General features: G+C 35.3%; 30 protein-coding genes. 3 read left to right on the top strand and 27 right to left on the bottom strand.

The window, feature by feature from the left end:
- The first annotated feature begins 108 nt into the window (after positions 1-108).
- The 3 genes from BBI00_RS13830 to BBI00_RS13820 all read left to right on the top strand — a co-directional run bounded on the left by BBI00_RS13830 (position 109) and on the right by BBI00_RS13820 (position 2251).
- Positions 109-753 carry a hypothetical protein gene (locus BBI00_RS13830; RefSeq protein WP_123902277.1) on the top strand — a complete coding sequence of 215 codons (645 nt, stop codon included), beginning with the start codon at positions 109-111 and terminating at the stop codon, positions 751-753.
- On the top strand, positions 750-1388 hold the full coding sequence (locus tag BBI00_RS13825; protein ID WP_065399311.1) for a hypothetical protein: 639 nt from the start codon (positions 750-752) through the stop codon (positions 1386-1388). The genes BBI00_RS13830 and BBI00_RS13825 overlap by 4 nt, the downstream gene beginning before the upstream one ends.
- A 197-nt stretch (positions 1389-1585) precedes the next feature.
- A complete protein-coding gene (locus tag BBI00_RS13820; protein ID WP_065399310.1) occupies positions 1586-2251 on the top strand; it encodes a hypothetical protein in 666 nt (221 codons plus the stop codon).
- 168 nt (positions 2252-2419) lie between these two features.
- Here the strand turns inward: BBI00_RS13820 and BBI00_RS13815 are convergent, their stop codons facing one another.
- From BBI00_RS13815 to BBI00_RS13695, 27 genes are all read right to left on the bottom strand, one after another.
- Positions 2420-2989 carry a CbrC family protein gene (locus BBI00_RS13815; RefSeq protein ID WP_065399309.1) on the bottom strand — a complete coding sequence of 190 codons (570 nt, stop codon included), beginning with the start codon at positions 2987-2989 and terminating at the stop codon, positions 2420-2422.
- Positions 2990-2999: 10 nt separating this feature from the next.
- Positions 3000-3500, bottom strand: coding sequence for a DinB family protein (locus tag BBI00_RS13810; RefSeq protein ID WP_065399308.1), 501 nt, complete (start codon positions 3498-3500; stop codon positions 3000-3002).
- A 30-nt stretch (positions 3501-3530) separates the two neighbouring features.
- Positions 3531-3914, bottom strand: a complete 384-nt coding sequence (locus BBI00_RS13805; protein ID WP_065399307.1) for a 5-carboxymethyl-2-hydroxymuconate Delta-isomerase — start codon at positions 3912-3914, stop codon at positions 3531-3533.
- Positions 3915-4119: 205 nt separating this feature from the next.
- Positions 4120-5664 carry a serine hydrolase gene (locus BBI00_RS13800; protein ID WP_228394761.1) on the bottom strand — a complete coding sequence of 515 codons (1545 nt, stop codon included), beginning with the start codon at positions 5662-5664 and terminating at the stop codon, positions 4120-4122.
- 110 nt (positions 5665-5774) lie between these two features.
- Entirely contained in the window at positions 5775-6545 is a 771-nt protein-coding gene (locus tag BBI00_RS13795; RefSeq protein ID WP_065399305.1) for a hypothetical protein, read from the bottom strand.
- Between the two features lie 48 nt (positions 6546-6593).
- Complete coding sequence (locus BBI00_RS13790; protein WP_065399304.1) at positions 6594-7262, bottom strand: hypothetical protein; 669 nt, start codon at positions 7260-7262, stop codon at positions 6594-6596.
- Between the two features lie 33 nt (positions 7263-7295).
- Positions 7296-8072, bottom strand: a complete 777-nt coding sequence (locus tag BBI00_RS13785) for a helix-turn-helix domain-containing protein (RefSeq protein WP_065399303.1) — start codon at positions 8070-8072, stop codon at positions 7296-7298.
- Positions 8073-8115: 43 nt separating this feature from the next.
- Positions 8116-8679, bottom strand: coding sequence for a dihydrofolate reductase family protein (locus BBI00_RS13780; RefSeq protein WP_065399302.1), 564 nt, complete (start codon positions 8677-8679; stop codon positions 8116-8118).
- A 73-nt stretch (positions 8680-8752) separates the two neighbouring features.
- Positions 8753-9490, bottom strand: coding sequence for a phosphodiester glycosidase family protein (locus BBI00_RS13775; protein WP_065399301.1), 738 nt, complete (start codon positions 9488-9490; stop codon positions 8753-8755).
- 37 nt (positions 9491-9527) lie between these two features.
- Positions 9528-9653 (bottom strand): hypothetical protein, encoded by a 126-nt coding sequence (locus BBI00_RS23700; RefSeq protein ID WP_262487267.1) that lies wholly within the window; start codon positions 9651-9653, stop codon positions 9528-9530.
- Between the two features lie 154 nt (positions 9654-9807).
- Positions 9808-10440, bottom strand: a complete 633-nt coding sequence (locus tag BBI00_RS13770) for a DUF7079 family protein (protein WP_065399300.1) — start codon at positions 10438-10440, stop codon at positions 9808-9810.
- Between the two features lie 2 nt (positions 10441-10442).
- The gene (locus BBI00_RS13765) at positions 10443-10862 is read right to left on the bottom strand and encodes a DUF1801 domain-containing protein (protein WP_065399299.1); all 420 of its coding nucleotides are present in this window, start codon (positions 10860-10862) and stop codon (positions 10443-10445) included.
- Positions 10863-10996: 134 nt separating this feature from the next.
- On the bottom strand, positions 10997-11914 hold the full coding sequence (locus BBI00_RS13760; protein WP_065399298.1) for an alpha/beta fold hydrolase: 918 nt from the start codon (positions 11912-11914) through the stop codon (positions 10997-10999).
- 122 nt (positions 11915-12036) lie between these two features.
- The gene (locus BBI00_RS13755) at positions 12037-12642 is read right to left on the bottom strand and encodes a hypothetical protein (protein ID WP_065399297.1); all 606 of its coding nucleotides are present in this window, start codon (positions 12640-12642) and stop codon (positions 12037-12039) included.
- Positions 12643-12691: 49 nt separating this feature from the next.
- The gene (locus tag BBI00_RS13750) at positions 12692-13276 is read right to left on the bottom strand and encodes a hypothetical protein (protein ID WP_123902276.1); all 585 of its coding nucleotides are present in this window, start codon (positions 13274-13276) and stop codon (positions 12692-12694) included.
- A 344-nt stretch (positions 13277-13620) separates the two neighbouring features.
- A complete protein-coding gene (locus tag BBI00_RS13745) occupies positions 13621-14661 on the bottom strand; it encodes a serine hydrolase domain-containing protein (protein ID WP_065399295.1) in 1041 nt (346 codons plus the stop codon).
- Between the two features lie 55 nt (positions 14662-14716).
- Complete coding sequence (locus BBI00_RS13740; RefSeq protein ID WP_065399294.1) at positions 14717-15376, bottom strand: DUF2461 domain-containing protein; 660 nt, start codon at positions 15374-15376, stop codon at positions 14717-14719.
- A 30-nt stretch (positions 15377-15406) separates the two neighbouring features.
- Positions 15407-15952 carry a hypothetical protein gene (locus tag BBI00_RS13735; RefSeq protein WP_065399293.1) on the bottom strand — a complete coding sequence of 182 codons (546 nt, stop codon included), beginning with the start codon at positions 15950-15952 and terminating at the stop codon, positions 15407-15409.
- Between the two features lie 211 nt (positions 15953-16163).
- Positions 16164-17195, bottom strand: coding sequence for an alginate O-acetyltransferase AlgX-related protein (locus BBI00_RS13730; RefSeq protein WP_065399292.1), 1032 nt, complete (start codon positions 17193-17195; stop codon positions 16164-16166).
- A gap of 3 nt (positions 17196-17198) precedes the next feature.
- Complete coding sequence (locus tag BBI00_RS13725; RefSeq protein ID WP_065399291.1) at positions 17199-18635, bottom strand: MBOAT family O-acyltransferase; 1437 nt, start codon at positions 18633-18635, stop codon at positions 17199-17201.
- A 69-nt stretch (positions 18636-18704) separates the two neighbouring features.
- A complete protein-coding gene (locus tag BBI00_RS13720; protein ID WP_123902275.1) occupies positions 18705-19250 on the bottom strand; it encodes a hypothetical protein in 546 nt (181 codons plus the stop codon).
- 113 nt (positions 19251-19363) lie between these two features.
- A complete protein-coding gene (locus tag BBI00_RS13715; protein WP_065399289.1) occupies positions 19364-19858 on the bottom strand; it encodes a hypothetical protein in 495 nt (164 codons plus the stop codon).
- 131 nt (positions 19859-19989) lie between these two features.
- A complete protein-coding gene (locus BBI00_RS13710) occupies positions 19990-20922 on the bottom strand; it encodes a Kelch repeat-containing protein (protein ID WP_065399288.1) in 933 nt (310 codons plus the stop codon).
- A gap of 277 nt (positions 20923-21199) precedes the next feature.
- A complete protein-coding gene (locus BBI00_RS13705; RefSeq protein ID WP_065399287.1) occupies positions 21200-21808 on the bottom strand; it encodes a hypothetical protein in 609 nt (202 codons plus the stop codon).
- Positions 21809-22021: 213 nt separating this feature from the next.
- On the bottom strand, positions 22022-22630 hold the full coding sequence (locus BBI00_RS13700; RefSeq protein WP_065399286.1) for a hypothetical protein: 609 nt from the start codon (positions 22628-22630) through the stop codon (positions 22022-22024).
- 354 nt (positions 22631-22984) lie between these two features.
- On the bottom strand, positions 22985-23152 hold the full coding sequence (locus tag BBI00_RS23365) for a hypothetical protein (RefSeq protein WP_165602526.1): 168 nt from the start codon (positions 23150-23152) through the stop codon (positions 22985-22987).
- Between the two features lie 57 nt (positions 23153-23209).
- A complete protein-coding gene (locus tag BBI00_RS13695) occupies positions 23210-23797 on the bottom strand; it encodes a hypothetical protein (RefSeq protein ID WP_065399285.1) in 588 nt (195 codons plus the stop codon).
- Between the last annotated feature and the right edge of the window lie 710 nt (positions 23798-24507).

The following is a 24507-nucleotide window of genomic DNA, read 5'->3' as shown; positions in this document are numbered from 1 at the left end:
TAATGTAATATTCCCAAACTAAGAGAAATAATTTGAAAGGATACATTATGCTCGAAGATAGTAGCGGTGCTATTGGAGGAATATCATATTCAAGAAACTTGTTAAATAATGTTACCTTCAACAGATTTAGCATATTCAGGTTACACATACAGCATAAGTGAAATGGTAATTAATGATGATAATACATTAATTGGGGGAACAGAAGCAGAATTTAGCTGTGATACAGTACTGAAAGTGGAAAAAGCACATTATAAAAATCAATTTATTCGAGGTAGTTGGCACTTTGTGGATAAGACAAGTGACTTAAGTCCATACATACGAGGCCAAGGCTACTCTTTTGGGGGTAATAAAAACCTTATAGTAAGAGATAGTGACTACAATGTTTGGGGATTGACAGAAATTGTTACTCATAAGAATATCATTGTCTGGCAAAGAATATATTTACCAAAAGGAGCTTTTATAAGTTTAGAGCAATTAGATTTAACGATGGGACATGAAATTTTCCATTCTATTCTAAACAATGCTCGTCTTTTTGACATACGTGAACGTACAGGTACAAATAAGTGGGTTAGTGTACATGAATATTTTACTTCTAGGTGGGAACAACAATATATAATGTATAGAAAATGGGAAAAACTTAATTTGAACATGGGGGCATTTAATACTGAGGTAAGCACATTCAAAAGCTTTGATGAACTAAAACCCAAAATACAGCCAATTTTTAATAATTATTTAAAAAGTACTTTGAAATGAAAAATATTATATTAATTCTATTAGTAATATTTTGTTTATCATCTTGTAAACAAAAACAAAATGAGAATGGTGTGTTTAGCTTAGAGTATATTAGAAATAATCATGAGCTGATTCTAGTATTTGAAAATAAAACTGCTCAAGACATTATTTTTCCAGTACCAAATACACTAGAATTCGGAGATAAAAACTTTAAAAACTTTTCAACCCAAGGTGGTATGGAAGGTTCTTTTCCAATCGCAGTTTATTCAATTATAGAACCTAATCAATATTCGAAGTTTTATCAAAAAAAATTAGATAGTATTAGAAATTTTAATTTATCCGAGAAAGGTATGGCTGATTTAATAAATGAAATAATGCCAGGTGATGGAGATTCTGTATTTTATTTAAAAAAAAAGGAAAAATTAAAGATAAAATATAATTTAATTATCAAGCAATCCCCTCCACTTCATAAATATTCATCAAAATTTAAACAGAACTATTATCCTTATGATAAAATATTAAAAGGGGATTATCCGGAAGGGGAATATTTAAGAAGGTTTTCAAAATTAAATTTTGGCAATGCTCAATTTGTCGCACAACCCATAATAAAAGATAGCCTAATTTTAAATATTTCTGATAAAGATGCAAATAAATAAGAAGTAATAACTAAATTTAATAGCAAAAGCAGATAATTTCTGCTTTTGTTGCTTAGCAACATTAATCTCATAAAATGTAATACCCATACATGGAGTAAAATGATGGGGGATCCTTCTGCTGATGAAAACCTACGATTTTATAGAGAACAAGCAGCAAAATATAAAATATTTAATTATAAACCTATAAATGCTTTTTAATGAAAATAATTGTTGTAGTTTTTATATTACTAACCAATTTGGTTTTTGCTCAGGATTTAGAAATTAAAATTCCCGATGAAAGAATAGAGTTAACATCAGAAAATAATAGTAACTTATGCTATAGTATCAAAAATAATTCAACAAAATATTATAAGGTTTTAGCTGATTCCACGGGCTTTAGTACTGGTGAAAATGAAGCGGTTGATGAACCTAATCTCGGATTATTAAACCTTAGAATAATTGATGGAGATAAGTTGTTAGTTCCTATATCAGGATCTTATGGCTATCAAAAAGAACCAAGAATGATTATCCCTTCGGATCAAGAGTTAGTACAATTTAAAAAAAGATATCAGCTAAATTTAAAACATGATTATGAGTGGCGTACTTTTTATGATATAAATAAAAGAATTATAAATATTCCCCCTAAAGAAAGTATAGCTTTATGTACTAAAATTAGTCTGCCAATTTATCGCTCTGTGGCAGATGATGGATCATTATTCTACGACATAAAAAATCAAAAAGAATATCGCCTTCAATTATTTTTAAATATTCCAACAAAAATGTTAAGGAAATATTCTAAAGTTTTAAATGAGGAACCGAAAAAATATAGAATATTTTCAGGAAAGATTGTTTCAAATAAAATTGGTGTTATGGTAAAAGATTAAAAAAATTAGAATTGCTGAAATATTTTTTTAAAACTCCTACAAAAATCCCTCCTGAAAAGAATCAGGAGGGATTTTTTATGTAAATCGTACATTTTTATTAATCATAATCTTTAAAATCCTCTTTTTCAGGTAATATATATTATCACATCTTCTATTAATAAAAGAAAACTAGGAAAACTGAAACGTAAAATACTTTTTACCACAATGCTGACATGTAAAAGTGGCTATTTCAGCTAAACTTTCAGGACTGCCATAGGTTTTAAAATCATAATATTCACTTTTTTCTTTTATTCCTTCTTCCCAATAAATGAAATTTTCAGTGATCGTATACAATGCTTCATTATTTTGCGGATAGCCTGTAAACTCTGTACTGTCTTCACAACACAGAGGAATATCCGGTCGCTGTAAAAATAAAGGGATGTCCGGCGTCCGGTTGTATTTTTCCATGATTTTTTTCTTTACCTCCATTTGCCGTTCCTTTGTTATATTCAGAGAACTGAGGTATTTTTCAACGGTTTCCTCATACAGGAAACTACAGGTATGGATTAATGGCTCAGTATGCAGACAGTCATGGCAGACAGCATAGATGTCGTCATCAACCTCACCGTTCTCAAGAGTTACTTTTCCCTGATAAGGGTATAAGTCAATACCTGTTTTTTCACAAACATGGCAATCTGTATAGTATTCGTCAAGCTTCTCTATGGCATTATCAGAGATTAATTCGAAGAGTTTTCCCATTTTTCAGGAATTACTGATCCTTATAAATATTCCAGAAATTAAAATCAGTCATCGGAGCATCGGTAATTCCGATAGTTCTTCCCATTGTTACGATCTGTCCTCTGTGGTAGGTTCCGTGAAGAATGACGTGCTGGATGTATTCATATTTTGAAAAATCACACTGAAACCACTGGGATTCAATCTTTACATTTTTCGACAGATCTTCTTCAGATAAGTTTTCCACATAATCTGCCAGCTTTTGTGAGTTGTTCCTGATCGCATTGAAAACATCCTCTTTACTGCTTACTGCCAGAGTTTTTTCAAAATCGAAATCGTTGTTTTCAGAAATATGGCTCCACCAGTATTCCTGGGTCTGCCAGATGTGGTGCAGTGTTTTCAGAATGGTAGGGAAACTTGAAATGGTTTCCTGGTTCAGTTGCTCATCTGTTTTTCCGGACAGCCAGCTGATATATTGATTGACTACCCAATTGTTGTACTGAACACTTTTGGTGGCTAATGTTTTTAGGCTCATGATATTGTATTTAAGAGGTGGAATTTCAGGTTATAAACCGAAGTGGCGGTTCTGATCTTTGTTTTCAGGATTGATAAGGGCTTTATTGCTGTATGTTGCAGCCTCAAATTCACTGATGTTGACAGACAGAAAAGAGGGTTCCGGAAGCAATGCTGTAAGCTGAGTGCAAATCTGTTTTGAAAGGTCAGATTTCTGCTCCGTACTTCGGCCTTCCATAATATATCCGAAAACATGCAGAAAGTTTTTCTTTTGATCCCCCAGCCGGAAATAAGTATAGGGCTGTAGTCTCACTTTGATATCATTGACTGCAAATAAACCTGTTGATTCGGCAGATTCATAGACAGCATTCATGATTTCATCAGGGGTTTTCTGCTGGAGGATGTCCTGGGAACATTCTATAATAAAATGAGGCATAAAAAACTATTTTATGATGAGGTTTGATGATATAAAAATAAATAAAATACTCACTGATTTGAAATAAAATATTCTGAGTCTCCAGTTTTTAACCGATAAAATTTTTATTTGCCCGTTGTGTTAAAAAAATAAAACCGGAAACCATAGCTTATGAAAAGCAATAGGCCCCGGTATTATTAAATAATATAGGATATGAATGTCCGGTTTACTGTGCGGATTTTTTGATACTGTACTGGGGTTTCATGGGATTACTCATATCAAGGACAATATCATACCTGCCGTCTTCACCTATCGGAAAATCATAGGCATTGAGAGCGATACTTTTGCCGTCATTGTTCAGTCCTAAGTTGTAGCCCCAGTCATTATCCAGCCTGAATTTAAGGTTGCCTTTTTTGAGTGTGTAATTGTTGAGAAAATAAATACCCGGTTTTTGAGGATCTGTCTGCAGAGGAATATCTTTTCCATCCCATCCGGAAGGAGTCGCTCCTCCGATAATTCCCCATGCGAGAGGAAGATGGTCTGCCTTTCTTTTTGCTGTTTTTTCAGTACCATCCCGGAACTGAACAACAAATGATTCCATTTTACCTGTTTCATTCGGTTTGAATGTAAGAGAGAATTTTTCATCCAGCTGAAATTTCGTATTGCTGAGAGGGAGTAAAGCACATCGGCCATAGTTTCTCCCCTGGAAGATAAGGTATCCGTCTGCTACCGTCAGATAGAAATTGGTATCGTCAGAAACATAGACGCCTTCCAGTTTTTTTAGGTCTTTAGTTTGAATTTTGGCTATGGATGGAATATTATAAGGTTTATTATACAGTATTTTTTCAATGGTGGGAATAAAGAAATCTCCATGAGCCAGCTCAGAATTTGACAGTACGATAAGCGTGATGCCATCTCCTGAAACGCTGTAATATCTGCTTCTGTAGCCAGGCCCGCCACCATCATGACCCACCCTTTTTTTTTCGAAAATATCTGAAGTATCAACTCCCAGTCCATAATGATCATTAAGGTACGGTGTCATCATTTTTTCAACAGTTTCCTTTTTCAGAATTTTATAGCTCCAGAAGGCTTCATTGAATTTAAACATATCTTCAGCAGTGGAGTACATCGCTCCGGCAGCAAAAGGATGATCAGTCCTGAAGCGCATGGCTTCATTGGAAATATGATCCGATAAAAACTCATAGCCCAAAGCTTTATTCTTATCGGTAACGGTATTGAAATGAAAGCCGCTATGGGTCATTTGAACAGGCTTCAGAATGTAATTTTCTATAGCCCTGTCATATTCTGACCCGGTTACTTTTTTGATGATATAGCCCAGAATGTAATATCCGGAATTGGAATAGTTCCATTGTTTGCCAGGTGAAAAATCCAGCGGTTTAGCCGAAATATATTGTATGAATGTATCTTCGTCTACGGTGTAGTCCGTATTTTCCTCACTGGGAATTCCGGAAGTATGGGAAAGTAAGTTGGCGATGCTTATGCTGTCTCCCTTAGGATAATCCGGATAGTACTTGGACAGTTTATCGTTTAAGGATAGTTTTCCCTGCTCTTCCAGCTTAAGGATAACCGTTGCAGTAAACATTTTGGTGGTGGAAAAGATACGGTAAATGCTGCTGTTGGTATTTTTTTCTTTTTTCGGGGCATTTCTGTAGCCATAGCTTTTCTCAAAAATAATTTTTCCTTTTTCTGCAATCAGAACAGTGCCGCTGAATAATCCGGCTTTATCATATGTGTTTAATAACTGTTCCAATTGTTTGGTTTTCTGTGGAAAAACTGGATTGACTGACAAAAAAAGGATAAGGCAGGTGAAAAGAATTCTCATGTATTTTTTTAGAGAAGACAATTAAAACCGGCCTGATATTACATACTCCCTGAACAAAAAGGAATTATATTTTCAGAAATTAACCTGTTTTTGAATTTTTCCGCATACTGATGAGCAAACTTCTCTTTTTCATTTTTGGGCAGACTGAAATACAAATCCATTCTTCGTTCTTTCATATCGTAGTCTTCATTTTCATTTGCGGGACGATCTACTATTTCCAGATAATGAACATAATGTCCGAACTCATGAGGTAAAGTTCTGTAAAGCTGCGTTCTTCTTACCAATTCGGGTTTTATTTCTGCCGTAAAGTTTCTTCTGGACTCAATGAAAATATGACCGTCTTTTTTTAATCGTTCAAACTCCTGCTGATCTTCAATACTTTGTTTTTTAGGCCATATCAGCTGCTTTTTAAGATCTACAGCATCCAAAATAACAGCTGGGCAGTAATCTCCCTCGAACTCATAGCTATAAATTAACCTTCCCCAAACAGGAGAAAGAATTTCTTCTTTTCTTTTTGGCTGTCTTAAGATGATGAATTTTAATTCACCGTAATCTTCCGGAGGGATCTGTTCTATCATTTTATGAATATCATCCACTGAACAGGAATGTATAGAATTTTTACGAAGTTCTTCAACTACAAATATAAATTCATGATTGTTGATAAATCTGTTTTCTGCCTGGTATTGCGTAAGCTGTTCATAAAAAGATTTTAAATTTCCATAAGGTGAGGCAATCGTTAATCTGTTATTTTTACTACGGCCTTGATTTGCAGTTCCGATATTTTTATTTCTCCTGGTTGGATTATACATTCTGGTACTTAATATTTCTAATTCTGATATTTGTTTACAGCGTAAAAATTATTTGCTGCATTTTCCTGTATTCAATCGAAGCGTTTCTTCTTTCCAGTCAGATTTTTCAGATTCTTTATATTTAAATTTTACAGATAAGATTCCATTATGGATTCCCTGGTCTTCAAATAGAATTTCGGGATGCATTTCATGGGTGTTTTTTAATGTTTTTTCTATCTTATCTTTTGGAAATCTGATGAAACACGCCTTATTATTGTTAAGGTTCGTATACAGAAGCTGACGATCTGTTTTCATGGTGAGTATATAAGGCTTTTCCGTGTCATTGCCGAGCGAAATAAATGTTCCGAGTTCAGCTATTTTTCTACCGGTATTTTTATTGTACAGCATATATTCTTCAGGCTGGCAGCAACCGGAGATCATGCTGTTTTCAATTAAAAATGAGCTTTTATATTCTGTCCAGCTTCTGTAGCCCAGTCTTCCGCTCAATGCTATGAATTCTTTTTCAAGTTCGAATATTTTCCTTCTGATATTTTTATTCTGAAACGTGATCCATGAAGAATTACAGTCGTATTCCCAGAATATTTTTGCTCCATTCTGAAACCTGGTTTTTTCACACGGAATAATGCCTTTCAATTCTTCGTTTTGGGAACAGCTGCATTTTTGACCGTAAGCCAGGTTCAGTAAAAAAAATGCTGCGAAGACATAAAAAGATTTCATGAACGTACAGATGATGGGGGATATATAAATCAATTATATCTTTTCAAAATATTGTCCTTTAAACTGATAACGGATCTTTTTGGAAGTTACCTTCGAATTATCAAGAATTAAAGGAATGCTGATAATTTTATTCTTTTTATCATACTCAATAGTATAATTTCTGATCTCGTTGTTTCTGTTGGAAGCTGCGGTAAGATCCACTTCATACCGGAGCTGATTTTTAATTCCTGTCCGGGTTTTGATCAATTGGGCGTTATCATTCAATGTACTGTCATTTTCAATAGAGAAAACTTTTACACAGTGAGAGCTGAGCCCTGAACTTAATATAGAAGTACTCTGTGTGATGTAATATTTTTTATTTTGAGAAATAACATCGTTGATCTGATAAAAATAGGATTTCGGATCCCCCTCCATATCGCTGTCTACAGTTTTAGACTGAACCTTATTTCCTGTTTTATACTGATAAATATTTTTAAAAAAGTGCATGGTTCCGCCGGTCCAGGTATCCCAGGAATAAATTCTGAATTTCCCGTCTTCTGAAGTAGCAACAATTAATCCTGCTTTCTCCAGACCCTTGAAATTGTGGCTGAGCGTTTCGGGATTGGAAGAGGTATACTGAGACAGTAGTTTCTCAAATTTTGTATTGGCAGCATAAAGGGAATCCGGGGAAGATTTCTGATCTCTGCCTTCCGAAGACCAATACCCAATTTTCTGAAATGCATCATTGAGTTTTTTTTCAATAACAGATATATTTTGCCCGAATAAAAACGGAGCTGAGAAGAGAAATAAAATTCCGGCTATTTTTTTCATTTTTATTGTTTTTAAAAAAATTACATACAAGTTAATTCACTTTCTATGTTTCAGCTGAAATATTTCCTGATGGATGATAAATGAGCTGGACCACACCGGATTTAAAGACATTGGTTTTAACCAGCTTTAAATTTAACCGCTCTTTCATATCTTCAAAAAGAGGTTTCCCTTTTCCCAGCACTACAGGATGAACGGATATTCTGTAAACATCAATCAGGTTATTGTCTATAAAAGTTTTGATAAGGCTGGCGCCACCATAAAGCCAGATGTCTTTTCCGTCCTTTTTTTTGATTTCCGCCACTTTGTCTGTGAGATCAGAATGAATGAATGTTGCATTTTCATCTTGCCGGTGTTGCGTTGAAAAAACAAATTTATTTTTTGAATGAATGGTGTTCCAGAATTCCTTTTCTCCGGAAGCTGCATTTTCATCAGGCTGATAATTTCCCCATGCGTCATAGCTTACCCTTCCGTAGAAAATGGTGTCAATACCTGATATAAAGCCGTCAAAATCCATATCATCATCCATGATACACCAGTCGATTTCACCGTTTGGACCTTCAATAAAGCCATCCAGGGTCGTCGCCAGGTCTAATATTACTTTTTTCATGTTAATGTTCGGGTGATTGGTTGATAATTTTTCTAAAGTTATTGAAAAGATAAGAAAATTTTACTTTTTTTCATCATTTATCCAGGCTTTGTTGAGCTCTGGTAACTCCTATGATCACTCCAAAATCACCGTCTTTCTGAAGCCAGTTTTTCTCAGGAAGATAAGTTCTGGAAACATAGCCGTCAAGGTATAAAGCATTTCTGCAGCCTAATTCTTTGAAAAGTCGTGCAAAGGTGTAAAAACTGATTTCTTTTTTAGACATGGCAAAAATGAGTTCCCCGTTTTCCAAAATTCCAACTCCGTTTCTGATATTCAGATTTTTAGAATCTTTTTGAAAAAGTGGATTTATTTTTCCGTCCATAAGCAACATGGGGCCTGATTGCGTGGCATATCTGATCAAAGAATTTTGTCTGTACTGCTGTGTTGTAACAATTCCTGCCTTACGGTTCCGGGTGATATACAATACTCCATTGGGAGGAAGATAGAAGTTGCCGGACCCCGGGAGGCTGTCGACAGGCTTCAGTATTTTAAAATTTTCAATATACAATCCTTTAGGGGTATGATCCGGCTCAAACATACCTCCATTCATGGCGAATAGCAGTTCTTCATGGCCAGATTCAACCTCATCCTTAAGCCGGGCAATGCTTCCCAGTATTTTATGATCCTTATTTTTCCAATACAACCGGATGCTTTCTTTTTCAGGATTCACCTGGCAGATGACAAACCGATCTTCATTCTTTATTTCTTGTTTACAGGATGACAGAGTGAAAAAGAGGAGAAGAGGAAGGAAAAAATAGACTATGCTTTTCATTGAAATGTAATTGGTGAAAGCAATATTAAAAATTTTGCTAATGAATTCCTAAGTCTGTCGTTATTCTTTTCCACGGTTTTATTTCAAATACATCAATATCCATAGTTTTGGAGATGATTCCTGCAATACCATAATAGATTTCCTCTTTACTAACAGATAACATAATAAAATATTTAAGGAAAAAGATGGTGATAATCTTGTACAAGCTCATAAATTTTTTCAATGATGAGCGGCCTGTGAGCTATAAAATATTCCTCACATTGAATATATTCTAGAGCTTACTTAGATTTTGTCTTAAAGATAGAGAAAGTTTTGCTTTACTCTTTCTCTGTTAATAATGCGATTTCCATGACCCGTTGGTAGAAATCCTCAAATTCAGCCTTTTGATATTTTGTCCGCATGGCTCTCAGCACATCTGAAGCATCAAATCCGCACCATTCCCATAGCATTGTATCAAAATTGTATTTGAGCATCTGGGTTTCTACTTCTGCCCTTAGATTTTTCACCTGTTCAGCTGTTAATCCGAATTTTGCCAGGATTTCTGTTAGTTTTTGATCTGTTTCAGGTGTGAATTCCGTGTCTAAGAAAGGTTCAAGGATCCACTCCCAGATCATGGGGCGTTTAACAGTTTTAATGTTATTTCTTCCGGCAAATTTTTCAAGTTCAGTTTTTTGCTCAGCATTTAAAAACAGAAGTTCATTTCCGATTCTACAGGTGGGAGGGCTGGATGTAAAATCAATATCATCAATCTGCTCTGACGGAAAGGTATTCTGTCTATAGGCAATAGAAGGCTCAAAAGGGTAATTTTTTATTGTAAGAGAATCATCGGCGAAGGAAAGCTGTCCTAAAGACACAAGGAATTCCCGTATTTCAGATTTTGAAGAACGAAACATGCCCCAGGTATCACCTGTATTTTCACCTGTTTTGAAAAACCGTCGGATAAAATTCATTTTTATTGTTTACAGCCCGCTTGCAACGCTGTCTTGAGAACTTCAATATTAATATCTTTAAGTGCTTTAAATTTAATACAATATCCGGTTACTTTGGCTTTACCTATTTTTTCACCATAAATTCTGGATAAATAGGTTTTATCATCAATATCTAAAATATAAAGAGAAATTCCTGTTGTATTGGCACTCATTCCGATCTGATAAAATTCTTTTGTGCTTCCATCGGTATAGGTAATCGTGTGGTGTCCATAGCCTATATTCGGATTGGAAACAATTTTACCTTCACTGTTTCTACCATCCAGAAACCATAGCCGGCATTCTGGTATGAGCTCTGTGATGAGATGATGAAGAGCCTTCATGTCCCTGCTTTTGGATTCAGATTGGCTGGCAATGTATTCTTCTATTTGATTCTGAATGATCATAGGCTATATTTCTTTTTTTATGATAATACCTTTCGACTGCAACTATTGATCAATGTCATCACCATCAGTGATATCATAGATTCTGCCGGCTCGTCTGAAGATTATAAAAAAGCATGTACTTATCGATCATGTCGTTAAAAGATCTGGCGGTCTGTTTTATGGATGAAATCAGAAATTGCTTTTACAAATTTTTTATTTTCTTCATAATAGAGGATATGGCCGCCATTGATTTCCACTACCTGCTGATCAGGAAATGAAAAAGAGGTGAAATGTTTTTCTCCGATAGAGTGGTCTCTTGTTCCTGTAATGATGAGCGCTGGAATTTTTATAGAGGAGGTCACAGGGGTGTAATCCTTCCAGTATTCCTGTATGGTAAATGCTTTTTGGGCAAATTCAAAAGAGCTTGGGTTCTTGCGGTCAATTTTATTCAATAGCTCTATATTTTCTTTGCAGTCAGAGAGCATTTTATAATCCAATCCTCTTTTTACCAGTTCATTTTTTGCTTTCATGAAATCTGCCAGTAATGTGGCATCTTCTGCCTTAAAATCAGTATCCATCAGCCTGTTCATATAGCTGATCTGCTGCTGAAGAGAGTATTTTATATTCAGTGTACAGTTGGCCAGGATGATTCCTTTTACATGATCAGGATATTTTTGAGCATAATGAGTTGCCAGGATCCCACCGAATGAATGGGCTAAAAGGTGAATTTTTTCTGTGCCGTACTGCTTTCGGATCTCTTCAATATCTTCAGCCATTCTGTCTAATGAATAATTCCCTTCCGGAGAATTCCCGGAGTATCCGCTTCCTCTCTGGTCATAGTATACCATAGTAAGATCAGATTCCAGTTTATTTCCGCCCAGATTTTCAAATGACTGGCTCCAGGCACCCGGGCCGCCATGAATAAAAATACATACAGGTCCCTTTCCGGATTTTTTAACATGCAGTTTTACCTGATCGCCGGTCAGCAGAGCGTAATCTTTTTTTTCCTGAGCATTTACGGTATGGTTGAAGAGAAACAGAAAAAGGAAAATGATTTTTAAAAGTCTGGTCATTATATTAAAGTTGTATCAAAAGAAATAGTGAATTGTAATCCCTCAAAGATACTGAATAATTAGCAGTGAAACGGGAGTTGAGCATGTTTTCACTTGCCTATCACGTCTCTTGTCCTCATTTATCAATTCCTTATCCGGAACAGGAGCAGTTCGGTTTCGGAAAGTATTTGGTATCCGAAATTGATTTCTTTCCAGATACTGATCAGTTTTTCTTTTGCCTCACGATCACCAGATACCACAACGCAGTGGTCTGTATGGTTCCATTCCGGTTTGCCTTTCATTTCAAATTTTTTATCCAGTCTTCTTGCTCCGGTTAAAATGGACAGAAAGTCAATATCTTCTGAATTAATATAATTCCGTCTGAGAATACTGGCTTTTATTTTTTCAGTCAGTAAGCGGGAATAGACGGAATCTTCTTCATTATTTTCAAATAAATTCATCAGATACTCATGGTCCTGCATTTTTTCTTTTGTCTCATCCGTTTCAAAAAGCCTGCAGATTTCTTCACTGAACCATTCTCTGGAGCCTAGAACTCGGTATTCTTTTGTCGTTTTATCGTAAACCACGGGTCCGGCTCCGATAATATGCCCTCTTTCATCATCAGTATCATATATTTTATGTTTCCAGAAGACTATAACCATATCTGTGGTATCAAAATATTCCCGGATTTCGAAGTCCGGACTGATTTCTTTTTCAATGAGTGCTTGAACGTATTTCAGATCGATCATGGAGCTGGGTTTTAGGTTGAATGAATTAAAGTATTTTATATGTTAATCGTTATGGGAAATCCAGTCTGATTTGTTGTAGTTCCTTTTGGGCAGACGGATCTGTTTTGTCCGGCAGAATCCAGTCTACGTAAAGCTTTTTATTTTCAATAAAGATAGTGTCAATACAGTAATGGGGAAATACGCTTGAACAGTTTTTCCAGGTTTCTCCTATGAATTGCTTTTTCTTAAAATTAATACTTTCTGCAACGAGCTTATAAGGTAAAGAGTCTGTTTCATAAACTACTAGGCCATTTACAGGATCATAGGACAATGGATTTTCATACAGTTTTACTTCATTATTTGTAAACGGTAAAATTAAATCGGTCCAGGTATCACTTCCATTTGAATGTCTGAAGCACATGTATTTTTCATTGCTCCATTGTAGATGAGTTTTATCATCAAGGTAGTGGTTACTGACAGGATTTGCCGAGCGGAGAACTGTTTTTCCATTATTCCATTGTAAAAAAGACGTAGAATCTGTTGCGCTGATGACTTTAAATGTATGATCAGGATTTAACATTTCAGTCTTATTATTTTTTGAATGGCAGCCTGAGATTACAAGAAATCCCAGAATGAGTTGTAATGCGTTTTTCATCTGTTCCAATTTACTTATTGAATAGGTAACTGAACCTTAAGATTTCATACAATATGGAATTCAGAATTTCAGTTTTCCAGTAAGAAATCATGACTTATCTATATAATCGTATCCAATTTCTTTTATTCCTTTAAAATCTTGCTTTGTCTTTCGTTTTACTAAAATTCCTTCCTTATTAAGATCTGAAAGAATTCGTTTTAGTTTTGAAATTGTTGATTTTTTTTCAAGTAAGAATGCATGGTCAGAAACCGGGTAACCAAAAATCTATTTTTTACGCTTTGATTCCGAAGACATTCAATAATTTTTGTTTCATCAATTTCGTCTAATGCGATCATTTCTTATGGTTATTTTTTTGGAAAACTATACTTTTCGTTTTTCAAAATGGCTGTAATTCCATCAGAAATTTCAAATAATTTCCCGTTATAGTTATTTCCCAGAAGGATTATGGTCGTTTTTTCATTCAGATCAGAAACCAAAATCGCTTCATAGCTTCCGGACCTCCCATCGTGCAGATGTTCAATTAATTTTCTGTCTTTAAATTTGGCCTGCCCTAAGGAAGATTGGGTTTCCGGCTGGTCAAATTGCTGTCCGAGTTCAAATAACGAGTCTGCATTGATTAATGTATTGGACTGAAGACATTTCGACCATTTCAACAGATCTTGAGTCGTTAAATAAGTTCCGCCGGTGATGGGCAGATCAGCTTTATCGGGTACTGATTTACTGTTGAATCCCCTGGCTATATTGTTTTCATTTTCAAAAGGAGTCATGATGGAAGTTGCCATTTTGCAGGGCTTGAAAATAAATTTTTCAGCATACTGATTAAATGGTATTCCTGTTAATCTTTCAATAATAAACTGACGTAAAAACAGATTGCTGATGTTATAATCGTATTGGGTACCTGGTTTAAAATCCAGTGAATCTACAAGTCGTAATCCTTCATACAGGTCTTTGTCATTTTTTATTTTTTTCCAGTTTACATTGGGAATTCCGCTCGTATACTGCAGTAAGTTTTTTATGGTGACTTTATGGGCCCATTGGGGAAGTTCCGGCATGTATCGGGAAACATGATCATCTGTTTTCAATCTGCCCTGTTCCTGTAATTGCATCAGAGCAACCGCTGTGAATTCTTTGGTAATGGAACCAATATGAAATCTGTAATCAGCGGTGAGTTTTTTCGTCTTTGTAACATCTGTAAAGCCCAAAGAAGCATGATAGATTATTTTATTATTTTTTGCAACCAGAACATTCCCGTTAAAAGCTCCGGTTTGTGCTGAGCGTTTCATCAGAGAATCAATCTGAAGGACTTTTTTTTGCTGAGCCAATGTACAGTTGATCAGAAATAAAAAAATGGCGGAAAGTAGAAAGAGCTGCTTATGATAAGGCATGGTTAATTTTTTCTTTGGTTTATGTTTTTTTTGATGCTGAAATACAGTGTCTTATTTAAAATAAAGGTTCACCATTCAGATCCGTTGTCAGGACTTCACTCATATAATCAAAAAAGGGACGCATGGCCAGTAAGGTTTGAATAACCTCCTTCTGAAAATTGTCAGACAGGACTTCTTTGTCTGTGAATTTCCGCATGACAATGTATTGTTTTTTTCTGATTAAATCTATGGCAGGGTGGTTTTTATCAAATCCCCGGGGCGCTGTTTTTACAGAATCGCCATTGAGGGTCCCGAAATATCTGATAAAGGTTTTATCTGAGGTGATTTTTTCAATTTCCGCAGTACTGATTTCGAATTCTTTACGGATACGAAGCAAATCCTTTGCATCCGGTCCCCAGAATCCTCCACCTGCAAAACTGTTGCCGGGTTCCAGCTGAATATAGTATCCGCCTCTCAGCATAGGCTTTGAACGGGAATATCCAACTCCGAAATTGGTTTTATACGGCGTCTGATCCTTAGAAAAGCGAACATCCCTGTAAATCCTGAAAATATGGATTCCTTTAAGATGATCATATTCCTGAAGCTCAGAATAGATCTGATTAAAAAATACTTTATTTTCTTTAACGATAGAATCGTATTCGGATTTGTGGCTGGCAAACCATTCCCGGTTGTTGTTTTCTCTTAGATGAGTGAGGAATTCAAATGCTTGTTTCATAAAAATGTCAATATTGCGGTGTACTGCGGATTAGGATTTTGCTTCGTTGATATATTCCAGGTAGTCCTGTTCTAAATTGTTGATTTCTTCAATTAAAAAGTCGTACAGATTTCCATCAAAAACTTCATAATCTTCCTCATCATATTTGTCATATTCAATTTTTATGACCCCGTTGTCGGTATAGGCCCTGTATAGATTTCCGCTGCGTTTGAAAAACAGCTGTCCCAACGGTTTTTCTTTATACTCAAGAGCTTCCTGGTGTTTCTCTTCAAATCCCATCCACGAAGGCATTTCTTCATCCTGTGACAGGCCATACACAAAAAAGCCATATCCGAATTTCCAGCTCGGAAGAACATCAAATTCTTCGGGACGTTTCCATATTTCTTCTTTGACTTCAAAAACCAATGAACCGAATGTGGTAAGAAAGTCTTTAATATCCTCGCTGAACGTAAAACCTGTTCTTTCTTCGTATTCTGTAATTTGTTTTTCGGTGGCCGGATGCGCTACGGAGCCCATCACAAAAAAATCATCATTCAATTTCTTCTTTCTGTCCCAGAATTCTTCTTTTGTTGCCATAATTTTCGCTTAAATTTATATAGGCCATGTTGATCATGGCCTTATAAGAACAAATATAGTTGAAAGTTTGGGGATAAAAAATGCACGGTTTCTTTTTGGCATAAATCGACAAGTTTAAAGGGTAATAATATTTTGCCATGGATGTCAGAAAAAAGAGTGGCTCTCATAATGTATTTCTGTTAGTAGTATTTTTCCTGGCTGCGTCCGTACTTTATTTGCGTGAAAGTATTACTTTTTTTATTTCTTGTGCCATCAGTCTGGCTGCTATGGGAGACCAATGGGTATCATCAAAATAGTAAATGTCTTTTTTACGGTCTAATTCTTTTGTTAATATTTCTTTAGAGTTGATGTAGATATATTCTTTATCCAGCTTTCCAAAATTATCAAAAAATACAGGTTTGGTAAAATTATGCTTATCAGTGATATAGTCATAATACAGATCGTATTTGTCCGGTGAGGGCAAAAATAGAAGGGTTATGTTTTTTTCTTTAAGTTTCCGGGCGAGTTCGTTTAAAATTCTGTTCAGTTTAACCGTATTTTCAGGTAAATTATTTTGTATGGTATTATTCAGATCGTCATGATAAAAAAGCAGTTTACTGCAATGATTGCTAAATAATGATCCCGTATTTAATTCAACATTGTAAACCTGCCCATTGGCTAAATAATTTTTATCTGTGAAATATTTCAGTGTAGAATAAGGAAACCTTAAAGTTGTACGTGAAAAGAAACTGTATTCGTCCTGAAGGGGCTGACGGTTGTGATTGATCATGATTGAATCTATTTGGTGAATATCAATTTTAGATGTGTTGTCTATATTCTGTATATCACGAATTAAATTCCGTTCCACCCCCTGTAAAATCACATATTGAACTTTATAGGTATCAAAAAAATTACCATTGCACAGCTCAATCAATGTCTGGATCTGATTGTTTGAAATAAAGCGGTCAATATGCAGGAGGCTGAAATCATGGGCTAAACCATTCTGATAACCGGATTTTCCCTGCTCTGAAAATGAATCTCCGATAGTCAGGATTTCATATGTTTTCTTTTTCGATTCTGAAAGCTGGGTAAACTTTATTGTAGGTTCAGATGAAGCCAGCTTTTCGTGGTAATTCTTATCCAGGGCAGGAAGAAATCCCAAACGGAGCAAGTCTGCATCGGTTGTGAAAAACAGGGCCGTAATGATATATAAAGCAAAGAAGGGTGCAACAAAGAATGCTGTTTTTATAATAAGCCTTTTCATAGATTAAAACTGAAAATAAATAAACTGTTGATCTTTGCCTGCAAACCAGAATATGGCAATAATAATGGCATAATACATGGCATATCTTACTGGGCTTTTCCATTGCAGCCCCAGCTTTGCAATAGCGTACTGCTGTTCTCTCCCCAGCCATTCAATAACCATAAAGATTATAATAAGAAGCATAAGAAGACGTGGGGTAATAGTTGGAATGGAAAAAAGAGACCTGGAAAATATACCCGAAATATAGGAAAATGCATGTGATATATTTTCTGCTCTGAAAAATATCCACGCCAATACCGCCAAACTAAAGGTTACTGTCATTTGAAAAAATTCTTTTACAGTTGGAAGTATATTTCCCTGTGCCACGGTTTCCAGATGATTACGGTTGGTCTTCATGATAATGGAAGGCATGATGAAAAGTGCATTCAACGCTCCCCAGACAATAAAAGTCCAGTTGGCCCCGTGCCAAAAGCCACTTACAATAAAAATAATAAAGGTATTACGGATACGCATCCAGTTTCCGCCTTTGCTGCCGCCTAATGGAATGTATAAATAATCTTTGAACCAGGAAGAGAGTGAAATGTGCCAGCGTCTCCAAAACTCTGCGATATCCCTTGAAAAATAGGGGAATGCAAAGTTTCTTAATAAATCTATTCCAAAAAGTCTTGCCGTTCCTATAGCAATGTCAGAATATCCGGAAAAATCTCCGTAGATCTGGAAGGCAAAAAGTACAGCGCCTAAGGCTAAAGTACTTCCTGACTGGTCGGCAGAGCTGTTGAAAATCTGATTGACAAACTCAGCACAATTATCAGCAATCACTATTTTTTTGAAAAGTCCCCAAAGTATTTGTCGTAAGCCGTCAACGGCTTGTGTGTAATTGAAAGTCCGTCTTTTTTTGATCTGAGGTAACAAATGCGTTGCCCTTTCAATAGGGCCGGCAACAAGTAAAGGAAAGAAGCTCACAAAAACAGCATAGTCCACAAAGTTACTTTCTGCCCTGATTCGGTCTTTGTAAACATCTATTACATATGAAAGGCCGTGAAATGTATAGAACGAAATTCCCACCGGAAGAATTACCTGCAGGGTCCATGGATTTACCTGCAGACCTACATGAGAGATTGCTTCGGCAAAAGATTGTGCAAAGAAGTTGTAATATTTGAATACGCCAAGAAACCCAAGATTGATGGTGATGCTTAGCCAAAACCAAAACCGTTTTCCTTTCTGATTTTCTGCTTCCTGCATTTTCAAACCTGTACAATAGTCTAAAAGGGTAGAAAACATCAGTAAAAACAAAAAGCGCCAGTCCCAGCAGGCATAAAAGTAATAGCTTGCCAGAAGTAGTAATATATTCTGAAGCCTGAGATTTTTGTTTGTGACCAGCCAATACAGCAGAAATACTACGGGTAAAAATATGGCAAAGCCTATTGAGTTGAAAAGCATCTTTTATTCTGTCGGTTTTTGAGTTCTGTTTACAGGGTTATTTAATGGCCGTTGAGGAATGTCAACCATTTACTTTTTTAAATAAGTCTGTTCAAGAAGTTCAACAGATTCAGCTTCTGTCAATGGTGGTGTTTTATCTGCATTATTGGTTAAGTTTAATGAAATAAGATTGTTATTTCTGACAGCGTATAGTAAATAGGTGATGAGGTCCTTATTATTATTTTGAGGGCTGTTTTTAATAACTATTTTCCAGATAATGTATTTTTTTTCTTCGTTTCGTTTTATTTCAGCAACCTCGGCTTTTATTCCCTTTGAAGAAGCCCAGTAATCATATTCCCAGGCGTAAAATTTATTCAGTAATTCATCTTCGGTTAAGCCTTCTTTATAAAATTCGAATTTTTCCGGTTTTCTTACGGAAATCCTCATACTGATCTTTTCACTTTTATTGGTTAAGTGAAACTGACCTGACTCTTTAAGCTGGGTCCGGTATTCCCATTTTCCGGGAACTTCAAATAATTCACCGTTGATCTGAAAAGGTGTTTTCTTTTGTGCAAAAGACGGCATTGAAACCAGTAAAAAAAGTAAGATTGAAAAAAGTTTAAAGTTTTGTTTCATTTCATGATAATGTTTAATAGCGAATAGTGATCATAATGTCACACAACGTCCAAATGTACGCAATGCATTTCTATAAACGATGCATTATTTTCGCTGGTGTTTGCAGAACGGTTTTATATTTCCAGTATTTGGGTTTCGGTATTTTCATACCTTGCTTTTAAGGTTTTAATTTCCGCTTCGAATTCCTTATAAATATCCTCAATTTCTCCGGGGTAAAAATGAAGCCATCGACTGTGATCTCTATAGGCTTTCTGACCGTCAGCCAATTTTTTGTTCCTTTTGGATTCGTTTGGTATCAAAATTTTGTTGATGGTTAATTGGTGTGGCTTCAGCATTTCAGCAATGGTATCAAATTCCGGAATATCTAATCCGGTATTGCAGATTAAAATATGATTTTCTGAATGAATGATCTCCTCAGAAATGTATTCAAGCTTTTTCCGGCGAGGATCTGCTGACGGACGATAATTATATTTTTCAAGCATTTCATAACAATTGACGATTGTAAAGTCTTTAAATTCAGAAGGGTCTATATCCGCTTTAGGAATCTGTAGAGTTAAAATAACTTTTATGTTCTTTTTTTCTGACAGGTATTTTTTTATAAAGTTCATTGTCTGTTTTTATAATGGTTCCAGGCTTTATTCAGGTTGTCTTCAAATAAATAAATTCTGTCTTAAGACGGCAGGTCAATTATTTTTTCCCGATCTGTTACTGAAGTAAAACATTTTGGGATTGATTCAATCTATGGAGATAACGGTATGTTCAGATTGATTGCTAATTCATTAAGATCTGCAACTTGTGTACTTCCGATAGATGAAGAGGGAAGGGAGGTTGTGTTCCCACCCATGATGTAGAGTTTATTGTCATATACTTCAGCTGCTGCGTGCCTCCGGGGAAGCATATTGGATGATATCTGACGGAACTGATGGGTCACCGTATCAAAATAGGCCAGAAAAGATTGATTGTCATAATCACCTACAATAAAAATCTTACTATCGGCTACGGCTAATGAGTGGCCGGATACCCCAACAGGCATTTTATACTGATGGGTCCAGCGATTCGTGTCGAGATCAAAAACATCTATCAGGTTGGAAGAGGTACCGTTGAAACCGCCGATCACATAAAGCTTATTATTCACAATTTTGCCTTTTGTTTCTTTGGCGGTGGGCATATCCGGTAATGGGTTCCAGGTATCTGAAGCAATATCGTAATACTGAAATTGATCAGAATATATAGGAGCTCCGTTCAGTCCGCTGCCGCCAAACACATATATTTTACCATTATGTATGGCAGAGCCGGAACTTCCGGCATAATTAGGATTTACAGCTCCGTCCGTTATGGTATTGGTGGCAAGATCTAAAATTTCAAGATGACAGTTCCCTAAGCCGTTAAAGATATAGATCTTATTGTTGTACACTTCCGAACTGGAAAATCTTTTGGAAGTCAGGGTGGTATTGAAAACACTCCAGCGGTTATCCGTAATATTATATTTTTCAACAGAACGGTCATCTCCCTTTTCCGTATAGCCATTGCTTATATAAATGTTGTCATTCGCTATTACGCTTGCTGCAGCACCTCTGCCGGCAGTCATGTGGGCGAGTTTTTGAAAATGAAGGTTCTGTGCATGAGCCAGCAATGCGCCGAAAAGTGAGAGGAGAAATAATTTTGTTTTCATGGGTGTTGAGTTTTAATTGCTTTATATCAGCAATTCATAGATTGTCTTTTAATAAAAAATCTTTTTTCAAAAATAGGAAAAGTTTAAGAGGTTTTTTCGGGTTGATTTATTTTCTTGTAGAAGGTTGAGAGATTTTTGATCCCCGCTACCGCACGAATCCTTTCGTGTGGTTATAATATTATAAATTAAATATTCTGATATAATCTAAAAGGAGCCACATAGCCACATGATACAATCATGCAGTTGTTAAAGCGTTCCGGAAACAGAAGCTGCGTTTTTATTTCATTATCCGGTACCAATTTTTTTCTAATTTCCAATTATATTCAGGTTTTACTTTTATTAGTTCTTCATATTGCTTTTGTGTTTCATTATCATTTGTGAATATAAAATAAGTTTGTGGTGCTTCGAAAAAGCCACGAGAAATCCAAAATTTGATAGTTTTTGTGCCTTCTGTTTTATGTTGATAAATCCAAATATCATTTCCGCCATTTGAAATAATTGGGAAGTCAAATGAAAGTTTACAAATACCATTATTCATTGTTGTGTTGGGTTTCAATTTTTTTGACAAAACATCTTTTACTATTTGATTTCGTTTATTGTAAGAAATGCTCCAGTCAATTTTTTCAATAATTGAATTGGGTATTTTGTTGAAATTGTAAAATGTTAGAACAAATAAAGTCAATGTTACTAAAAGGTTTATTATTCCGTATGTCTTTATGCTCTTCCTTTCTTTAATTAATTTTATTAATTGTCTTACTGCTAAAATTAACAAGGCTATACAGACTATAAGCCAGGAAAATGGTTGAATAAAATAGGGTAGATAAAAGTAGTCTGCAAAAGTAAAGACTAACCAGATTATTACCAAAATTGCTATTTTTTTTGTCATTCACTTCTTATTAAAGTTTTGTCTATAATGTTGTGGCGGCAGATTGACGATAAAATCCAAATTTACTTATTATGCCCCGCTACTGCAGGAATCCCCCCTGCTACCGCACGAATCCTTCGTGTGGTTATAATATTATAAATTAAAAATTCTGATGATATAACCTAAAAGCGAGAGCAACACGATACAATCGTGCGGTAGCGGGTACATATTTTTTTATATATCAATTCTTACATTAGGATTATAATCATATATTCCGTCCGATTTTGCGGTTAATTCACCATTTTTTTTAATTGTAATCATAAAGCCTTCCTTTTTCAATGAAGGTGATGTTGAGATTTTAGCTAAGTATAAAACAAACTCGTCTTTAGATTCTTTGTAGATGTTTCCGTTTTTATAATCCTCATCCATTACATAACCATATAACATAGCAATAAACATGGCTTCTTCAATGTTATTTATTTCGCCAAGAAAATGATACAGTTCTTTTTCATGGGTAATATATTCGGGTTTATTATTTTTATTGATTGCATAAAAATAAGAATAGCAACCTCCAGGAAGACAAGGAAAAAAACCATAGGAGTCACTTTCTGTACGCTCAGGATTTATCTTTCTATTTCCTTTTTGATACAGTATATTGTTGGTTTTAAAATCATAATGTACCAACGCCCAAATTTTATACTCAGTATTAGGCTTTATCTTTTTTACTAAATCTTTAATATCATTGATTTTGGGAATTGAAATAAATCCTTCTTTTTCATTTTGCTGCGAAAAAACAAAAATACTTGTAAAGAAGAAAAGTAAAATAAACGGTATTTTTTTCATGATATTAATTATTTTTCATGGCTCATAGTTATTCATCAAATATAATAAAAACCGCTCCACAAAAGTAGAGCGGTTTATATATTAATTTATTTCAGCGACACGCTGTTACATTATTCCTGGCATTCCACCACCCATTGGCATAGCTGGTTCGTTTTTTTCACTTCAGTGATAACACATTCTCCGCTACCGCACGAATCCTTTCGTGTGGTTAATATTATAAATTAAACATTGTAATGATATAATCTGAAAGCGAGAGCCACACGATAGAATCGTGCGGTAGCGAGGTAGTGGGAAGCTATGGCATCTGGTCAATTATTTTCCCTAATTTTTCAGCAATAGAATTTTTTGACATACTTACGATCTGCATTTTTCGTCATCATATTTTGAAATGGTGATAAAGTGATTATCATCAAATTTAAAGGTGTAATAGTAAAAGCCGTCTATTTTGTCAGCATTTCCTATAATTTCAATGCTGTATTCTGTATTGTTGAAGGTTAGATTAATGATATCAGGTTTTTCCATTTAGTTTTTGGGTTTTAATTAGAGGAGACACAGAACAAAATAAACCATTTTTTGCTATCAGTGATATCCTTTTATTTTCTGTAAAATAACAGCATCATTCTTATTCGTATTCTTTTCAATGAGGAGATTTAAAATTTCAGTGTATAGTGCCCTTTGTTTTTCGGTTGGAGCATTCATAGGATTGATCTGAATTAGTTTTCCATTGGAATATAAAATAATAATGTTGGTTGACATCCCATCCATTGGAGGCTTTACATCCTTATCATTAAAATCTTCTGATATGAAGGAACCTGATATTCGCTGAATTCGGTTGATATCATTTTGTGACAGGGTCATTTTAAAAGGTTGTAGTTCCGGCCTTTCATTAAGATATTCCAAATGTTGCATCTTTTCTTCTGTACTCCATTTTTCTCCATTCTCTTGTAATGGAGGCAATGGTGGTGGAGGGGTATAAGAAACGGGACTGTAAAAAATCAAATATTTTTCATTGAAGTTTAAGATCGTTTCAGCAGGAAGATGAAATGTAGGGTAGTATCCTATTTTTATCAGAACAGGTTTAGGTTTTTCATTGTTAGGATCATTATCTTTCTTACTACAGGAAAGCAGAAGTACAAGACAAAATAATAGTGGTGTGAAATTTTTCATGGTATTCAAATATACACAGATGATTTTGAAATCAGAATGAATACAACTCTGTTTTTCATCAATGCGAGTCCTCCGGAAGTCACAAACGTATGTGTTTGTTACCAAACGAGGTCTCCGGAAGTTAAAAACAGCCTTGTTTGTAACCTCTAGAGCTCTCAGGAAGTCTTAAACAAGTTGCGGGAAACAAAACAGCATCCTGTTTTGTTTCCCGCAATATTGTTTGTAATAAAATGACAGTTTTATTTCTGAATCACCTGCTCCAGTCTGGCCATCATTTCATCTTTTTCTTTCAGCATTCTTTCGTACAGCCCCCCGCTACCCCCTGCTACCGCACGAATCCTTTCGTGTGGTTATAATATTATAAATTAAACATTCTGATGATATAACCTAAAAGCGAAAACCACACGATACAATCGTGCGGTAGCAGGGGGGGCGAGTTTTTGAAAATGAAGGCTCTGTGCATGAGCCAGCAATGCGCCGAAAAGTGAGAGGAGAAATAATTTTGTTTTCATGGGTGTTGAGTTTTCATTGCTTGATATCAGCAATTCATAGATTGTCTTTTAATAAAAAATCTTTTTTCAAAAATAGGAAAAGTTTAAGAGGTTTTTTCGGGTTGATTTATTTTCTTGTAGAAGGTTGAGAGATTTTTTCTCCCCGCTACCGCACGAATTCTTTCGTGTGGTTATAATATTATAAATTAAATATTCTGA

This window comes from Chryseobacterium arthrosphaerae (assembly GCF_001684965.1).
GTDB lineage: Bacteria > Bacteroidota > Bacteroidia > Flavobacteriales > Weeksellaceae > Chryseobacterium > Chryseobacterium arthrosphaerae.
The sequence above is the reverse complement of the archived record's forward strand: the minus strand, read 5'-3'. Positions and strand labels throughout refer to the sequence as shown.

What these genes read in the sequence shown, in the direction of transcription:
- BBI00_RS13830 (WP_123902277.1), top strand. Translation starts at nt 109, where the DNA reads ATGTTACCTTCAACAGATTTAGCATATTCAGGTTACACATACAGCATA.
- BBI00_RS13825 (WP_065399311.1), top strand. Translation starts at nt 750, where the DNA reads ATGAAAAATATTATATTAATTCTATTAGTAATATTTTGTTTATCATCT.
- BBI00_RS13820 (WP_065399310.1), top strand. Translation starts at nt 1,586, where the DNA reads ATGAAAATAATTGTTGTAGTTTTTATATTACTAACCAATTTGGTTTTT.
- BBI00_RS13815 (WP_065399309.1), bottom strand. Translation starts at nt 2,989, where the DNA reads ATGGGAAAACTCTTCGAATTAATCTCTGATAATGCCATAGAGAAGCTT.
- BBI00_RS13810 (WP_065399308.1), bottom strand. Translation starts at nt 3,500, where the DNA reads ATGAGCCTAAAAACATTAGCCACCAAAAGTGTTCAGTACAACAATTGG.
- BBI00_RS13805 (WP_065399307.1), bottom strand. Translation starts at nt 3,914, where the DNA reads ATGCCTCATTTTATTATAGAATGTTCCCAGGACATCCTCCAGCAGAAA.
- BBI00_RS13795 (WP_065399305.1), bottom strand. Translation starts at nt 6,545, where the DNA reads ATGTATAATCCAACCAGGAGAAATAAAAATATCGGAACTGCAAATCAA.
- BBI00_RS13790 (WP_065399304.1), bottom strand. Translation starts at nt 7,262, where the DNA reads ATGAAATCTTTTTATGTCTTCGCAGCATTTTTTTTACTGAACCTGGCT.
- BBI00_RS13785 (WP_065399303.1), bottom strand. Translation starts at nt 8,072, where the DNA reads ATGAAAAAAATAGCCGGAATTTTATTTCTCTTCTCAGCTCCGTTTTTA.
- BBI00_RS13780 (WP_065399302.1), bottom strand. Translation starts at nt 8,679, where the DNA reads ATGAAAAAAGTAATATTAGACCTGGCGACGACCCTGGATGGCTTTATT.
- BBI00_RS13775 (WP_065399301.1), bottom strand. Translation starts at nt 9,490, where the DNA reads ATGAAAAGCATAGTCTATTTTTTCCTTCCTCTTCTCCTCTTTTTCACT.
- BBI00_RS23700 (WP_262487267.1), bottom strand. Translation starts at nt 9,653, where the DNA reads ATGTTATCTGTTAGTAAAGAGGAAATCTATTATGGTATTGCAGGAATC.
- BBI00_RS13770 (WP_065399300.1), bottom strand. Translation starts at nt 10,440, where the DNA reads ATGAATTTTATCCGACGGTTTTTCAAAACAGGTGAAAATACAGGTGAT.
- BBI00_RS13765 (WP_065399299.1), bottom strand. Translation starts at nt 10,862, where the DNA reads ATGATCATTCAGAATCAAATAGAAGAATACATTGCCAGCCAATCTGAA.
- BBI00_RS13760 (WP_065399298.1), bottom strand. Translation starts at nt 11,914, where the DNA reads ATGACCAGACTTTTAAAAATCATTTTCCTTTTTCTGTTTCTCTTCAAC.
- BBI00_RS13755 (WP_065399297.1), bottom strand. Translation starts at nt 12,642, where the DNA reads ATGATCGATCTGAAATACGTTCAAGCACTCATTGAAAAAGAAATCAGT.
- BBI00_RS13750 (WP_123902276.1), bottom strand. Translation starts at nt 13,276, where the DNA reads ATGAAAAACGCATTACAACTCATTCTGGGATTTCTTGTAATCTCAGGC.
- BBI00_RS13745 (WP_065399295.1), bottom strand. Translation starts at nt 14,661, where the DNA reads ATGCCTTATCATAAGCAGCTCTTTCTACTTTCCGCCATTTTTTTATTT.
- BBI00_RS13740 (WP_065399294.1), bottom strand. Translation starts at nt 15,376, where the DNA reads ATGAAACAAGCATTTGAATTCCTCACTCATCTAAGAGAAAACAACAAC.
- BBI00_RS13735 (WP_065399293.1), bottom strand. Translation starts at nt 15,952, where the DNA reads ATGGCAACAAAAGAAGAATTCTGGGACAGAAAGAAGAAATTGAATGAT.
- BBI00_RS13730 (WP_065399292.1), bottom strand. Translation starts at nt 17,195, where the DNA reads ATGAAAAGGCTTATTATAAAAACAGCATTCTTTGTTGCACCCTTCTTT.
- BBI00_RS13725 (WP_065399291.1), bottom strand. Translation starts at nt 18,635, where the DNA reads ATGCTTTTCAACTCAATAGGCTTTGCCATATTTTTACCCGTAGTATTT.
- BBI00_RS13720 (WP_123902275.1), bottom strand. Translation starts at nt 19,250, where the DNA reads ATGAAACAAAACTTTAAACTTTTTTCAATCTTACTTTTTTTACTGGTT.
- BBI00_RS13715 (WP_065399289.1), bottom strand. Translation starts at nt 19,858, where the DNA reads ATGAACTTTATAAAAAAATACCTGTCAGAAAAAAAGAACATAAAAGTT.
- BBI00_RS13710 (WP_065399288.1), bottom strand. Translation starts at nt 20,922, where the DNA reads ATGAAAACAAAATTATTTCTCCTCTCACTTTTCGGCGCATTGCTGGCT.
- BBI00_RS13705 (WP_065399287.1), bottom strand. Translation starts at nt 21,808, where the DNA reads ATGACAAAAAAAATAGCAATTTTGGTAATAATCTGGTTAGTCTTTACT.
- BBI00_RS13700 (WP_065399286.1), bottom strand. Translation starts at nt 22,630, where the DNA reads ATGAAAAAAATACCGTTTATTTTACTTTTCTTCTTTACAAGTATTTTT.
- BBI00_RS23365 (WP_165602526.1), bottom strand. Translation starts at nt 23,152, where the DNA reads ATGGAAAAACCTGATATCATTAATCTAACCTTCAACAATACAGAATAC.
- BBI00_RS13695 (WP_065399285.1), bottom strand. Translation starts at nt 23,797, where the DNA reads ATGAAAAATTTCACACCACTATTATTTTGTCTTGTACTTCTGCTTTCC.